Annotated in this window: 14 protein-coding genes and 1 tRNA gene; 6 read left to right on the plus strand and 9 right to left on the minus strand. The window is 68.9% G+C overall.

Annotation, left to right across the window (positions count from 1 at the left end):
• The first annotated feature begins 1 nt into the window (after position 1).
• Positions 2-808, plus strand: coding sequence for a PPK2 family polyphosphate kinase (locus AC1DF3_RS11180; protein WP_286531587.1), 807 nt, complete (start codon positions 2-4; stop codon positions 806-808).
• Here the strand turns inward: AC1DF3_RS11180 and AC1DF3_RS11185 are convergent, their stop codons facing one another.
• From AC1DF3_RS11185 to cysS, 8 genes are all read right to left on the minus strand, one after another.
• On the minus strand, positions 809-976 hold the full coding sequence (locus tag AC1DF3_RS11185) for a hypothetical protein (protein WP_301810792.1): 168 nt from the start codon (positions 974-976) through the stop codon (positions 809-811).
• 31 nt (positions 977-1,007) lie between these two features.
• Complete coding sequence (locus AC1DF3_RS11190) at positions 1,008-1,232, minus strand: hypothetical protein (RefSeq protein ID WP_286531585.1); 225 nt, start codon at positions 1,230-1,232, stop codon at positions 1,008-1,010.
• Positions 1,233-1,305: 73 nt separating this feature from the next.
• Positions 1,306-1,398, minus strand: a tRNA-Ser gene (locus AC1DF3_RS11195).
• Between the two features lie 22 nt (positions 1,399-1,420).
• Positions 1,421-2,689 (minus strand): aspartate kinase, encoded by a 1,269-nt coding sequence (locus tag AC1DF3_RS11200; RefSeq protein WP_286531584.1) that lies wholly within the window; start codon positions 2,687-2,689, stop codon positions 1,421-1,423.
• 138 nt (positions 2,690-2,827) lie between these two features.
• Positions 2,828-3,808, minus strand: a complete 981-nt coding sequence (gene tilS / locus AC1DF3_RS11205) for a tRNA lysidine(34) synthetase TilS (protein ID WP_478139665.1) — start codon at positions 3,806-3,808, stop codon at positions 2,828-2,830.
• Positions 3,809-3,857: 49 nt separating this feature from the next.
• Positions 3,858-4,838: an acetyl-CoA carboxylase carboxyltransferase subunit alpha gene (locus AC1DF3_RS11210; protein ID WP_286531582.1), complete on the minus strand. Its 981-nt coding sequence runs from the start codon at positions 4,836-4,838 to the stop codon at positions 3,858-3,860.
• Positions 4,839-4,854: 16 nt separating this feature from the next.
• On the minus strand, positions 4,855-5,505 hold the full coding sequence (locus AC1DF3_RS11215) for a DNA-3-methyladenine glycosylase family protein (RefSeq protein ID WP_478139666.1): 651 nt from the start codon (positions 5,503-5,505) through the stop codon (positions 4,855-4,857).
• A gap of 17 nt (positions 5,506-5,522) precedes the next feature.
• Positions 5,523-6,899, minus strand: coding sequence for a cysteine--tRNA ligase (gene cysS, locus AC1DF3_RS11220; RefSeq protein ID WP_478139667.1), 1,377 nt, complete (start codon positions 6,897-6,899; stop codon positions 5,523-5,525).
• A 190-nt stretch (positions 6,900-7,089) separates the two neighbouring features.
• Here cysS and AC1DF3_RS11225 point away from each other — a divergent pair, with 190 nt between their 5' ends.
• The 5 genes from AC1DF3_RS11225 to AC1DF3_RS11245 are packed head-to-tail and all read left to right on the plus strand — an operon-like array spanning position 7,090 to position 10,418.
• Positions 7,090-7,680: a tetratricopeptide repeat protein gene (locus AC1DF3_RS11225; protein WP_286522539.1), complete on the plus strand. Its 591-nt coding sequence runs from the start codon at positions 7,090-7,092 to the stop codon at positions 7,678-7,680.
• A 58-nt stretch (positions 7,681-7,738) separates the two neighbouring features.
• Positions 7,739-8,323: a peptidylprolyl isomerase gene (locus AC1DF3_RS11230; protein WP_478139687.1), complete on the plus strand. Its 585-nt coding sequence runs from the start codon at positions 7,739-7,741 to the stop codon at positions 8,321-8,323.
• A 16-nt stretch (positions 8,324-8,339) separates the two neighbouring features.
• Positions 8,340-8,849: a peptidylprolyl isomerase gene (locus AC1DF3_RS11235; RefSeq protein WP_286367485.1), complete on the plus strand. Its 510-nt coding sequence runs from the start codon at positions 8,340-8,342 to the stop codon at positions 8,847-8,849.
• 16 nt (positions 8,850-8,865) lie between these two features.
• Entirely contained in the window at positions 8,866-9,624 is a 759-nt protein-coding gene (locus tag AC1DF3_RS11240; RefSeq protein WP_478139668.1) for a UDP-2,3-diacylglucosamine diphosphatase, read from the plus strand.
• The gene (locus tag AC1DF3_RS11245; protein ID WP_478139669.1) at positions 9,624-10,418 is read left to right on the plus strand and encodes a M90 family metallopeptidase; all 795 of its coding nucleotides are present in this window, start codon (positions 9,624-9,626) and stop codon (positions 10,416-10,418) included. The genes AC1DF3_RS11240 and AC1DF3_RS11245 overlap by 1 nt, the downstream gene beginning before the upstream one ends.
• Positions 10,419-10,458: 40 nt before the next feature.
• Here the strand turns inward: AC1DF3_RS11245 and AC1DF3_RS11250 are convergent, their stop codons facing one another.
• Entirely contained in the window at positions 10,459-13,269 is a 2,811-nt protein-coding gene (locus AC1DF3_RS11250) for a DUF349 domain-containing protein (RefSeq protein ID WP_478139670.1), read from the minus strand.
• Positions 13,270-13,359: the final 90 nt, after the last annotated feature.

Below are 13,359 nucleotides of genomic sequence, written 5' to 3' on the forward strand. Positions count from 1 at the left end.
CATGGCCAGTTTCAAGAAATTCCGTGTCGGTTCCAAGTTCAAGCTGTCCGGCGTCGATCCGGCCGCCACGCCGTTCTCTTCCGGCGGCGACGACGCCCAGCGCGAGCAGCTCGACGCACTGGCCATCGAGCTCGACCGGCTGCAGAACCTGCTGCACGCCGAAGGCCGGCGCAAGCTGCTGCTGGTGCTGCAGGGACTGGACACCAGCGGCAAGGACGGCACCATCCGCTGGGTGTTTTCGCGCACCTCGCCGCTGGGCGTCAAGGTGACGGCCTTCAAGGCGCCGACCGAGGAAGAGCGCGCGCGCGACTTCCTGTGGCGCTGCCATGCCGTGGTGCCGCGCACCGGCGAGATCACGGTCTGGAACCGCAGCCACTACGAAGACGTGCTGGTGCCGGTGGTCGAAGGCTGGATCGACAAGGGCCAGACCCGGCAGCGCTATGACCAGATCAACGACTTCGAGCGCCTCCTGACCCAGACCGGCACCGTCATCGTCAAGTGCATGCTCCACATCAGCAATCAGGAGCAGCGCGTGCGCCTGCAGGCGCGGGTCGACGATCCCGACAAACACTGGAAGTTCTCGTTCGACGACCTGGCGGTGCGCAAGAAGTGGGAGGCCTACCAGGCGGCCTACGAGAAGGCGCTGACCGCCACGTCGACCGACGACGCGCCGTGGTACGTCGTCCCGGCCGACAGCAAGCATCACCGCAACCTGATGATCGCCGGGCTGCTGGTGAAGACGCTCAAGGACATGAAGCTGCGCGTGCCGCCCGCCGATCCGGCCCTGAAGGGGCTGGTCGTCGAGTAGTCAGAACTTCGGCACGATGCCGTAGGCGATGATGGCCAGGAAGCCCACGATGCCGACCATCATCAGCGCCGGGCCCCACTTGCGCTCGCGCCAGGCAAAGCCGACGGTCATGATGGCGGCGAAGGTCACGGCGACGACGGATGCGAGTTCCAGGGTGAATTCAGGCATCGCGGAATGGTAGCGCGCGCCGCGCGCTGAATCAGGCGGCGGCCGTCACGAGCCGCTCCAGCCACTGTGCAGCGGCGGCATCGGCAGCCGCGACGGCTGCGGGCTCCGTATCGAAGAACAGGTGGGTCGCGAGATGCGAATCCATCTCGCCCGCCGCCGTCGGCTCGGTGACCACGAAGACGGCCTCGAATCGCCCGTCGTCGAGCGCCTTGCCGTAGCCCCTCAGGGCAAAAGGCCCTCTGTACTGAATCTGCATTCGCCTGTTCCAATGAAAAAGCCCCGGCGCTGGATCAGCGTCGGGGCTTTCAAAGATCATTGAAGATCAATATTGGCGGAACCGGAGGGATTCGAACCCTCGATGAGGCTCTACACCCCATACTCCCTTAGCAGGGGAGCACCTTCGGCCACTCGGTCACAGTTCCTGAGCCTTGGATTATGCCATCTTCAGGCCGTCGGTTGGTCCAGATCGAAGGCTTTATGCAACGCGCGGACCGCCAATTCCATGTATTTTTCGTCGATCACGACCGAGGTCTTGATCTCGCTGGTCGAGATCATCTGGATGTTGATGCCCTCTTCGCTCAGCACGCGGAACATCTTGGACGCGACGCCGACGTGGCTGCGCATGCCGATGCCGACGATGCTGACCTTGCAGATCTTGGTGTCGCCGACGATGTCGGCGGCGCCCAGGGTCGGCAGCACCTTGTCCTTGAGCAGGTCGACCGCGCGAGCGTAGTCGTTGCGGTGCACCGTGAAGCTGAAGTCGGTGCGGCCGTCCTTGCTCAGGTTCTGGATGATGACGTCGACTTCGATGTTGGCGTCGGCCACCGCGCCCAGGATGTGGTACGCGATGCCCGGCTTGTCGGGCACGCCGAGCACCGAGATCTTCGCCTCGTCGCGGTTGAAGGCAATGCCGGATACGACGGCTTTTTCCATGTTTTCGTCTTCCTCGAAAGTGATCAGGGTGCCGGACTTGGCTTCTTCCTCGATGTCGATGTCCCAGGGCGTGAAGCTCGACAGCACGCGCAGCGGCACCTTGTACTTGCCCGCGAACTCGACCGAGCGGATCTGCAGCACCTTGGAGCCCAGGCTCGCCATCTCGAGCATCTCCTCGAAGCTCACGGTCTTGAGCCGGCGGGCGTCGGGTTCGACCCGCGGATCGGTGGTGTAGACGCCGTCGACGTCGGTGAAGGTCAGGCACTCGTGGGCCTTCAGCGCCGCGGCGATCGCCACCGCCGAGGTGTCGCTGCCGCCGCGCCCGAGGGTCGTGATGTTGCCGCCTTCGTCGACGCCCTGGAAGCCGGTGATGACGACCACGCGGCCGGCATCGAGGTCGGCGCGCACGCGCTCGTCGTCGATGCTCTCGATGCGCGCCTTGGTGTAGGCGCTGTCGGTCTTCACCTGGACCTGCCAGCCGGCGTAGCTCACGGCCTCCAGGCCCTCGGCCTGCAGCGCGATCGCCAGCAGCGCCGACGAGGCCTGCTCGCCGGTGGAGGCGAGCATGTCGAGTTCGCGGTAGTGGCCGGCACCGGGGGTGGCGGGCGCCAGTTCCTTGGCGAGGCCGAGCAGGCGGTTGGTCTCGCCGCTCATGGCGCTCGGGACCACCACCATCTGGTGGCCGGCGCGTGCCCACTTGGCAACGCGCTTGGCGACATTCCGGATGCGCTCGGTCGAGCCCATCGACGTGCCGCCGTATTTATGAACGATCAATGCCATGGGTGAAAGTCAAAGAGAAGGATTCGGATGCCGCATCGCCGGCCATCGCTGGCTGACTGGCTGCGCTGGCCTCTGCAGGCACTCATGCGCCCGCCGGACCGGATTCAGCGCTTCAACGCTTCCGCGCCTGCGGAAGCTTCAACGCTTCCGCGCCCGGGCGGCGGACTGCGACAAGGGCGAAGCATTGTACCAATGCAGCAGAGCACCCTCCCGCTCGACCCGCCCGGAGGCGATCTTGAGGCGGATCTGGTGCCCGCGCGTGCTGCAGGCCGCGATCTGGTCCTGCAGCTGCTCCAGCTGCGCCTCGCTCGGCACCACGCCGTGGTCGCGCCGCAGCCAGTGGCGCAGCGCATTGGCCAGGCGTTCCCGCGGCAGCGCCCGCAGGACGGCCAGCGCCGGCGGCGCGCCGGCCTCCGCCAGGTCCAGGGCCGCCAGTTCGGCCAGCAGCGCCGAGCCCCGCGCCGCGTTGCGCGCCGAGCGGGCGAAGGTCTCGCGGAACTGCGGCAGCGCGGCCTCCAGGGCCGGAAGCACCAGCTGCCGGAGCCGGTTGCGGGTGTAGCGCAGGTCGGCGTTGGTGGGGTCGACGACATGGGCGACGCCGCCGGCGGCGAGCCAGGCGCGCAGCGCGTCGGCAGGCAGGTCGAGCAGCGGCCGGTGGAAGCTCACGCCGTGGCGCTCCATGCAGCGCGGCATGCCCGCCAGGCCGTCGAGGCCGGCGCCGCGGCCGAGCGCGATCAGCATCGTCTCGACCTGGTCGTCCGCATGCTGGGCCAGCGCCACGTGGCGCAATCCCCGGGCCAGCGCCAACGCCGCCAGCGTGGCGTAGCGTGCCCGGCGGGCCGCGTCCTCCGGGCTCTCGCCGGGTGCGTGGCGGGCGTCGACGCGGGCCGAATGGWGCGGAACGCCCAGCGTCGCGCAGGCAGTGGCGCAGTGCGCCTCGAAATCATCGGCCGCCTGCTGCAGGCCATGGTGCACGTGCAGGGCATGCACCTGCCCGGGCCAGCGGGCCGCGGCCGCGTGCAGCAGCGCGGTCGAATCGGCACCGCCGCTGTAGGCGATCGCCAGCGGCAACGGCGCCGCCGCCCAGGACGCGAGAGCTTGGGCGGCCGGATTTTCCATGGAAACCGAGCGGGCGGTGGAGCGCCGGGCCTGCCCGGTGCTCAGCGCCTCACTTGCTGCTGTCGGCCTTGGTATCGGCGAAGCGGCCGTAGCTCTGGAGCCGCTCGTAGCGGCGGTTGAGCAGGTCCTTGGTCGACAGGTCGCCGACCTGGCGGAAGGCATCGTTGAGCGCCCGCTTGAGGAAGGCGGCCATCTGGCGATGGTCGCGGTGCGCGCCGCCGACCGGCTCGTTGACGATCTTGTCGACCAGCCCGAGCGCCTTCAGCCGGTGCGCGGTGATGCCGAGCGCATCGGCCGCTTCCTGCGCCTTGTCGCTGGTCTTCCAGAGGATCGAGGCGCAGCCTTCGGGACTGATCACCGAATAGATCGAATACTGCAGCATCACCAGCTGGTCGCCGACCGAGATCGCCAGCGCGCCGCCGGAGCCGCCCTCGCCGATGATGGTGACGATGATCGGCACCTCGAGCTGCGCCATCTCGAAGATGTTGCGGCCGATGGCCTCGGACTGGCCGCGCTCCTCGGCGTCGATGCCCGGGTAGGCGCCCGGCGTGTCGACGAAGGTGAAGACCGGCAGCTTGAACTTCTCGGCCGTCTTCATGAGGCGCAGCGCCTTGCGATAGCCCTCGGGCTTGCTCATGCCGAAGTTGCGCGTCGTGCGCTCGCGGGTGTCGCGGCCCTTCTGGTGGCCCAGCACCATGCAGGGCGTGCCGTTGAAGCGCGCCAGGCCACCGACGATCGACAGGTCGTCCGAGAAATGCCGGTCGCCGTGCAGTTCGACGAAATCGGTGAAGATCTCGTTCACGTAGTCGAGCGTGTAGGGGCGTTCCGGATGGCGGGCGATCTTGGTGATCTGCCAGGGCGTCAGGTCGCTGTAGATGTCCTTGGTGAGCTGCAGGCTTTTCTTGCCCAGCTGATCGATTTCTTCCGAGATGTCGACCGCGGATTCGGTCTGGACATAACGCAGTTCTTCGATCTTGCTTTCGAGCTCGGCCACGGGCTGCTCGAAGTCGAGAAAGGTTCGTTTCGCCAACGTCTTCTCCTGTTTTTCAAATTGCGACCGGTAGCGGGTCGAGCGATCGCCAAATATACCAAGTCGCCACGCTGCAATACGGGGCCCAGGCCACGGCGACCTCGCGGGCATCGCTGCGGCTGACCGGATCGCCCGAAAAGTAATTCTGGCTGATGCCGCTGATGAGGCCGGGGTCGTCCAGCGGCAGCACGTTGGGCCGCATCAGGTGGAAGATCAGGAACATTTCGGCGGTCCAGCGTGAGATGCCGCGGATCGCGACCAGTTCCGCGATGATCATCTCGTCGGACATGTTTTCCCAGGCGTCGACGTGCACCGCGCCCGAGTCGAAATGGATCGCCAGGTCGACCAGGTATTCGACCTTGCGCGCCGACAGCCCGGCGCCGCGCATGTCGTCGACCTTGAGCTTCAGCACGCTGGCCGGCGAGAGCTTGCGCGGCAGTTCGACGAAGCGGCGCCAGACCGTCTGGGCCGCCGGCACCGAGATCTGCTGGCCGACGATGCTGCGGGCGAGCGTCGTGAAGGCATCGCCGCGCGACTCCAGGCGGACGTCGCCGAAACGCGGGATCAGCCGCTTCATGACGCGGTCCTTCTTGCCCAGGTGCTTGCAGGCTTCTTCCCAGTAATCGGGCGTGAAGACCTGGACGATCGGCTCCTTGGCGGCAGCCATGGTTCGGGCGGCGGCGCTCACTGCGCCGAGGTCCAGGTGGTGCCGCTCGCCGAGTCCTTGAGCACGATGCCCTGGGCCAGCAGTTCGTTGCGGATGCGGTCGGCCTCGGCGAAATCTTTCGCCGCCTTGGCTTGCGCGCGCTGCAGGATCAGGCCCTGGATGGTGGCGTCGTCGAGCGTGCTGCCGGCCTGCAGGAAGGCTTGCGGGTCGGCTTGCAGCAGGTTCAGGCAGCCGGCCAGCGCCTTCAGCAGGCCGGCGGATTCGGCGGACTGCGTGCGGTTGACCTCACCGGCGAGGTCGAACAGCACCGCCACGGCCTCGGGCGTGCCGAAGTCCTCGTCCAGGGCGGCCTTGAAGCGCGCCGCATGGGCCTGGGTCCAGTCGATGGCGACCGGCGCCGGCGGCACCAGCGCCAGCGCGTTGTAGAGCCGGCGCAGCGAATTGCGGGCGTCGTTGAGGTGCACGTCGCTGTAGTTGAGCGGGCTGCGGTAGTGGGCCCGGACGACGAAGAAACGGATGGTCTCGGCGTCGAACTTCTTCAGCACGTCGCGGATGAGGAAGAAGTTGCCCAGGCTCTTGGACATCTTCTCGTCGTCGATGTTGATGAAGCCGTTGTGCATCCAGGTGCGTGCCAGCGGCTTGCCGGTGGCGCCTTCGCTCTGGGCGATCTCGTTCTCGTGATGCGGGAACTGCAGGTCGGCGCCGCCGCCGTGGATGTCCAGCGTCTCGCCCAGCAGCTGGCAGGCCATGGCCGAGCACTCGATGTGCCAGCCGGGCCGGCCGGGGCCGAAGTCGCTCGCCCACTTGACCTCGTCGGGTTCGCTGGCCTTGGCGCTCTTCCAGAGCACCGGGTCGAGGGGATCGTCCTTGCCGTCGAGCACCGCGACGCGTTCGCCGGCATGGAGCTCGTCTAGGCTCTTGCCGCTCAGCTTGCCGTAGCCGGGAAACTTGCGCACCGCGTAGTTGACGTCGCCGTTGGGCGAGCGATAGGCCAGGCCCTTGTGCTCCAGCGTGGAGATCATCGACAGCATCTGCGGAATGAACTCCGTCGCCCGCGGCTCGTGTGTAGGCCGTTCGATGCCCAGCGCGTCGGCGTCCTCGTGCAGGGCGTCGATCATGCGGTCGGTCAGGGCCCGGATGCTCTCGCCGTTCTCGACCGCCCGGCGGATGATCTTGTCGTCGATGTCGGTGATGTTGCGCACGTAGTCCACGTCCAGCCCCGAAATCCGGAGCCAGCGCTGCACCACGTCGAAGGCGATCATCGAGCGCGCATGGCCCAGATGGCAGTAATCGTAGACCGTCATGCCGCAGACGTACATGCGCACCCTGCCGGGTTGCAGAGGCGTAAATTCCTCCAGTTCACGCGAGAGCGTGTTGTAGATGCGAAGACTCATGAGGCTCGGAAACGTCGATTCGCGCACGTGCAGGGAACGGGCGAACGATGGGGTTTTTCAGGGGTGACGGGGGTGTGGCGACGAGCGGTTGGAAAAGACCCCTCGGCTACAATCTTCCAAGTATAAACGGCCACCGCCGGATGTTTTCCGCGTGTTTACGAGGCCCATTCCCTCCAACTCTCGAGACACCATGCCGCACGCCGCTTTCGCCCCCTCCTCCCGTCTGCGCATCGTCCAGGCCGTCGCGGCGCTGCTGGTCGCCCTCACGGTCGGCATCGCCCACGCCGACGACTATTCCGACGTCAACACCCTGCTGCGCCAGGGCAAGGCGGACCAGGCGCTGGCCAAGGCCGACGCCTACATCGCGGGCAAGCCCCGCGACCCGCAGATGCGCTTCCTGCGCGGCGTGATCCTGACCGAGCAGGGCAAGCAGGCCGACGCGATCGTGGTCTTCACGGCGCTGACGCAGGACTTTCCCGAACTGCCCGAGCCCTACAACAACCTGGCCGCCCTCTATGCGGCCCAGAGCCAGTTCGACAAGGCGCGCGCCGCCCTCGAGATGGCGATCAAGCTCAACCCCGACTACGCGACAGCGCACGAAAACCTCGGCGACGTGTATGCGCGGCTGGCGGCCCAGTCCTATGGCCGGGCGCTCAAGCTGGAGGCCGGCAACACGACCGCGCCGCCCAAGCTGGCCCTGGTGCGCCAGATGTTCGGCGCGCCGGCGCCCGACACCCTGCCGCCGGCCACGCCGGCGGTGCGCAAGCCGGTGCGCAACTGAAGCCTTCTTCTTTCCTGAACGCGCCGCGGCGCACTCCTTCGAAAGCGATCCACCCGTGATTCTTCAAGCCTTTTCGCGCCGCCGGGCCCTGGCCCTGGCCGCCACGCTGGCCATCGCCACGACCGCCGTGTCCAGCTGGGCGCAGGGCGCCCCGCGCGTCAAGCTCGCCACCTCGGCCGGCGACATCGTGATCGAGCTGGCACCCGACAAGGCCCCCAAGACGGTCGACAACTTCCTGCAATACGTCAAGGACAAGCAATACGACGGCACGGTGTTCCACCGCGTCATCGACGGCTTCATGATCCAGGGCGGCGGCTTCACGCCCGACCTGAAGCAGAAGCCGACCCGCGCGCCGATCCCGCTCGAGGCCAGGAACGGCCTCAAGAACGACAAATACACGATCGCCATGGCGCGCACCTCCGATCCGAATTCGGCCACCGCGCAGTTCTTCATCAACGTGAAGGACAACACCATGCTCGACGCTCCCAACCCCGACGGCCACGGCTACGCGGTGTTCGGCAAGGTGGTCTCGGGCACCGAGGTGGTCGACAAGATCCGCGCCGCGCGCACCGGCAACAAGGGCGGCATGCAGGACGTGCCGCTCGAAACCATCACCATCCAGTCCGCCACCCTGGCGAAATAAGCAAAGGACCACAACCATGAGCAACCCCCAAGTCGAACTGCACATCAAGGACAAGGGCATCATCACGCTCGAACTCGACGAGGCCAAGGCGCCCAAGACCGTCGCCAACTTCCTCGAGTACGTGACCAAGGGCCACTACGACAACACCGTGTTCCACCGCGTCATTCCCGGCTTCATGGTGCAGGGCGGCGGCTTCGAGCCCGGCATGAGCCAGAAGCCGACCGGCGCCGAGATCCAGAACGAAGCCAACAACGGCCTCAAGAACGACAACTACACGGTCGCCATGGCGCGCACCAACGCGCCCCACTCGGCCACCGCGCAGTTCTTCATCAACGTCGCCGACAACGGCTTCCTGAACCACACCGCACCCTCGGCCCAGGGCTGGGGCTACGCGGTGTTCGGCAAGGTGGTCGGCGGCAAGGAAGTGGTCGACGGCATCAAGGCCGTCAAGACCGGCCGCAAGGGCTTCCACGACGACGTGCCGCTCGAAGACGTGGTGATCGAAAAGGCCGTCGTCAAGGCTTGAGCCTGACGAGCCGCCCATGGCATTTCCCGAGATCGTCGCGCCGCCCGCGTGGCGCACGGTCGACCTGATCTCCGACCTGCACCTGCAGCCGTCGGAGCCTGCCACCGTCGCAGCCTGGCAGGGCTACCTGGAGACGACGCCGGCCGACGCGATCTTCATCCTCGGCGACCTGTTCGAGGTCTGGGTCGGCGACGACGCCGCCGGCCTGCCCGGCTTCGAAGCCCAGTGCGCCGAGGTGCTGCGGGCCGCGTCCGCGCGCCGGCCGCTGTTCTTCATGCACGGCAACCGCGACTTCCTGGTCGGCGCCGAGTTTGCGGCGCGCTGCGGCATGACGCTGCTCGCCGACCCGACGGTGCTGGTGTTGCACGGCGAGCGCTGGCTGCTCAGCCATGGCGACGCCCTGTGCCTCGAAGACACCGACTACCTGCGTTTTCGGGCCCAGGTGCGCACGCCCGAGTGGCAGCAGGCGCTGCTGGCCCGTCCGCTCGAGGAGCGGCGCACGCTCGCGCGCTCGGTCCGGGCCCAGAGCGAGGACCGCAAGCGCAGTCCCGACATGGTCTGGGCCGATGTCGATGCCGACGCCGCACGCGACTGGCTGCGGCAGGCCGGCGCCGGGACGCTGGTGCACGGCCACACCCACCGGCCGGCGGCCCACGACCTCGGCGACGGCATGCGGCGCATCGTGCTGAGCGACTGGGACGCGGCGGCGCATCCGCCACGCGCCCAGTTGCTGTGCCTGTCGAGCGCGGGCGTCCAGCGGGTCGATCTGCGCTGATGTTCGGCTGGCTGCGCAAGCTGCGCCCGCCTCCCGGCCTGCCCGACGCCCTCTGGCAGGCCACGCTGGCGCGCTATCGCTTCCTGGGTGAACGCCCGGCGGCCGACCTCGAACGGCTGCGCGCGCTGGCGGCAGCGTTCCTGCGCGACAAGGAGTTCCATGGCGCGCACGGCTTCGTCATCACCGACGAGGTGGCGCTGGCGATCGCCGCCCAGGCGGTGCTGCCGGTGCTGCACCTGAAAGGCGGCCTGGCCTGGTACGACGATTTCGTCGGCATCGTCGTGCACCCGTCCGAAGTGGTGGCGCACCGCACGACCACCGACGCCAGCGGCGTGGTCCACCAGTACGACGAGATCGTGGCCGGCGAGGCCATGGACCGCGGGCCGGTGATGCTGAGCTGGCAGGACGTGCTCGCGAGCAGCGTCACGCGGGCCGAGGGCTACAACGTGGTGATCCACGAATTTGCCCACAAGATCGACATGCGCAGCGGAGAAGCCGACGGCTGCCCGCCGCTGCCGCCCGGTTTTCTTGGCACGCGCAGCGCGCGTGAAGCCCGCGCCGCCTGGTTCGCGACCCTGCAGCCGGCCTACGAGGCGCTGCGCGAGAAGGCGATCGTGGCCGAGCGCTTCGGCGGCGAGGCGCCCTGGCTCGATCCCTACGGCGCGCAGTCGCCAGCCGAGTTCTTCGCCGTCGCCTGCGAGGCGTATTTCGTCAACCGCTCGGCGCTGGAAGCCGAGTTTGCCGGATTGGTGGGGCTGTTCGACGCCTTCTTCAAGGCGCCGCCAAGCCGCTGAGCACGACCGCCCCTTTCGGGACGGCCGCCGCCCTTACCCCTTACTTGCGCAGCAGTGCCTTGAGTGCGTTCTGCAGCCGGCGCGCCGAAGCAGCGTCGTGGCTGGCAGCCAGCACCTTGCCGGCGTCCTGGCCCCAGGTCTGTTCCGGGGTCGGGTCGCCGCGCCGGGTCAACAGCTTGAGCTGAAGGGCCCGGCGGGCATCGAGCTGCTCGGCCGGCGTCGGCACTTCGGCCGCCATCTCGAGCCGCAGCAGCGCTTCGGCGGCGTCGGCGGCCTGGGCCGACGGCGCAGCGCCGATCGCCTGCGACCAGCTGCTGCGCACCGCCGGCGTCACCGCGCGGCCCAGCTCCTGGACGCTGGGCAACTGCGCGGCGTCGCGCTTCTCCCAGGCGCCGAGCACCTGCGTGAGCGCTTCGCCATGGGCCTGCGACGCCAGCTTGCGCAGTGCGAATTCGGCCCGCTCGAGCGCTTCGCGCTGGGCCCGGAAAGCCGCGTCGCCGAGGCGGGGACCGCGGTCTTCGAAGCGCGGCGGGCGATCACCGAAGCGGCCGCCGCCGGCGGATGCGCCACGCTCGCCCGGCCGTGCCGGGCGATCGCCGGTGCGGCCGCCCGGGCCGCCACGCGCATCGCGGCGATCGCCGAACTTGCCGCCGCGGCCGGCGGGCATGGCCTCGGCCTTCTTGTTGCCGGGACGGTCGTCGCCGCGCACGGCGATCACCGGCTTCGGTGCCGGCTTCGGGGGTGCCACGGGCGCCGGTGCGGCTTCGGCATCGGCACGCGCCGAAGGGTCGGCGCCATCGGCCGGCGCCACCAGGTCGGGCGCCGCGGGGGCGTCGGCCGGCGCGGCCGTCGGCAGCGCATCCGCATCCTCGGGCGCCGGCGCCTGGCCGGCGCTCTCGCCGAATTCGGCCGCCGCCTGCCCCGGGGCAACCACTTCGGTCGCCCCGACCGCGGGACCATCGCTCGGCGCGCTGGCCGGCGCTGCCGCGGGCGCGGGCGGCGGCGCCTCTCCGCGCAGGGCGGCCTCGAGCTGCGCCACCGCGGCGCGGATCTTCTGGGCATCGCCGGTGCTGTTGGCGGCCTCGAGCGCCTTGGAGGCATTCAGCACGTTGCGGTCGTGCTCGCTCATCGCGGCCGAAGCCTTCTCGCGCTCGGCCGTCTTGCGGTTGAAGGCTTCGTCGATCGGGGCCCGGAAGGCGTCCCAGAGTTTTTGTTCGTGGCGGCGCTCGAGCGGCACCGATTGCGCCTCATGCTGCCAGCGCTGCTGCAGCGCCTTGACCGCGTCGATGCGCAGCATCGGCGCCGCGCCGAGTTCGGCCGCCTCGGCAATCATCGCCTGGCGACGCTCGACGCTGGCCTTCTGGGCCGATTCGAATGGCGCACGGGCGGCACCGAAGGCCTCGTTCCACTGGGCCTGCAGCTCGGCGAACACCTTTTCGCCGACATGCCCGGCATCGCGCCAGCGATCGGCGAACTGGTGCAGGGCCCGGTTGTGCGCCTTCAGGTCGGACGCCTGGGCGTGCTCAGCGGCCCAGGCCTTGACTTCCTCGATCAGCGCGGTGCGCAGCGCCCGATGCTCGGCGGCGTCGGCACGGACCTTCTCGAGCCAGGCCTCGACCACCTTGTGGGCTTCGTTGCAGGCTTCGTCGAAACGCTTCCAGAGCGCATGGTTGGGCACGCCGCCCTGGTCGGCCTGCTTCCATTGGTCGCGCAGTGCGCGCAGGGTTTCCTGCATCTTGCGGCCGCCCAGCGCCTGGCCTTCGGGCCGCTTGAGCAGCCCTTCGGCCTTGGCGACCAGGTCTTCGCGCACCTTGTCGGCGCTCCAGCGCTGCCAGCCTTCGAGCTCGCCTGCGGCCACCAGCGCCGCATGGACGCGGGCCTCCAGCGGCGGCTCGACCAGCTTGCCGTGGTCCTTGAGCACCGCACGCAGCGCGGCGGCCGCCCCGGCGCTGGCCTTGCCGTGGCCCTCGGCGGTTTCCTGTTCGAGCTTGGCGAGCGCGGCCTGGACCGCATCCTGCGCGGCGGCGCGTTTCTCGGGGTCGACCTTGGGCGCGGGGGGCTTGGCTGGCGCCGGCGCGGCCTCGGGCGTGCCGCCACGGGCCACCCGCAGCTCGTCGGCCCAGACCGGCACCGGCGGCAACGGCGCCGCGGCGTCCGCGGCGGCGGCAACGGCCAGGGTCAGGGCGCCGTGGAAGGCGTCGGACACCACCAGCAGCTGCGCCTTGGAAGACTCGAGCTGAGGCGCGAATCGGGCATCGAGGCTGCTCCAGTTGGGGTCGGCCACGATTTCGGCTGCCTGCTGCTGCCAGTGCGCCACGTCAGCCCGCAGGGCCTCTTCGACGCCCTGGGCATCGCGCCAGCTCTTGGTCGAGAGCACCTCGAAGCGCTGCGCCAGCAGCACCGCCGCCTCGCGATGGACCTGGGCCCGGTGCTGCAGGTCCTCGATGCCCTTCACGCGCTCGGCCAGCCGGGCCTTGAAACCGGCCAGGGGCTCGCGCGACAGCGGCGCGCCGGCCTTGGCGGCGTCGCGTTGCCAGGCCAGCGCATCGGCGATGTTGAGCTTCGGCTGGGCCAGAAGGGCCTCGGCCTTGTGGGCCCATTCGACCGCGATCGCCTCCTGGCTCTTGGCGCGCTTGAGCTCGTCGAGCTTTTCGCGCAGCAGCCGGGCGGCGCCCTTGTCGCGCCCGCTCAGCTCCTTGAAGACGTCCTGCATCTGCTCGGGCGTCGGGTTGGCCGCGAGCCAATCCCGGATGCGCTGGGCGCGCTCGCCAGAGGTCGGCGCGGTGAAGGCACCCCCGGTCAAGGTGTCGAGGGACTGGAGGTCGTGAGGCTTGGAGGAAGTTGAAGTCACTGAGCGAATGTCGTTATCTTGAGGAAAAAGCGAGGCGCCGGCATTTGGCCGGCGCATGGCTCCATTTTCACCGACTTGCGGTGCTGCGGG

The sequence above is a fragment of the Variovorax sp. 10N432 genome (assembly GCF_056394465.1).

Bases quoted from the DNA above. Each gene is read 5' to 3' on its own strand.
- AC1DF3_RS11180 (WP_286531587.1), top strand. From the start codon at position 2: ATGGCCAGTTTCAAGAAATTCCGTGTCGGTTCCAAGTTCAAGCTGTCC.
- AC1DF3_RS11185 (WP_301810792.1), bottom strand. From the start codon at position 976: ATGCCTGAATTCACCCTGGAACTCGCATCCGTCGTCGCCGTGACCTTC.
- AC1DF3_RS11190 (WP_286531585.1), bottom strand. From the start codon at position 1,232: ATGCAGATTCAGTACAGAGGGCCTTTTGCCCTGAGGGGCTACGGCAAG.
- AC1DF3_RS11200 (WP_286531584.1), bottom strand. From the start codon at position 2,689: ATGGCATTGATCGTTCATAAATACGGCGGCACGTCGATGGGCTCGACC.
- AC1DF3_RS11215 (WP_478139666.1), bottom strand. From the start codon at position 5,505: ATGGCTGCCGCCAAGGAGCCGATCGTCCAGGTCTTCACGCCCGATTAC.
- cysS (WP_478139667.1), bottom strand. From the start codon at position 6,899: ATGAGTCTTCGCATCTACAACACGCTCTCGCGTGAACTGGAGGAATTT.
- AC1DF3_RS11225 (WP_286522539.1), top strand. From the start codon at position 7,090: ATGCCGCACGCCGCTTTCGCCCCCTCCTCCCGTCTGCGCATCGTCCAG.
- AC1DF3_RS11235 (WP_286367485.1), top strand. From the start codon at position 8,340: ATGAGCAACCCCCAAGTCGAACTGCACATCAAGGACAAGGGCATCATC.
- AC1DF3_RS11240 (WP_478139668.1), top strand. From the start codon at position 8,866: ATGGCATTTCCCGAGATCGTCGCGCCGCCCGCGTGGCGCACGGTCGAC.
- AC1DF3_RS11245 (WP_478139669.1), top strand. From the start codon at position 9,624: ATGTTCGGCTGGCTGCGCAAGCTGCGCCCGCCTCCCGGCCTGCCCGAC.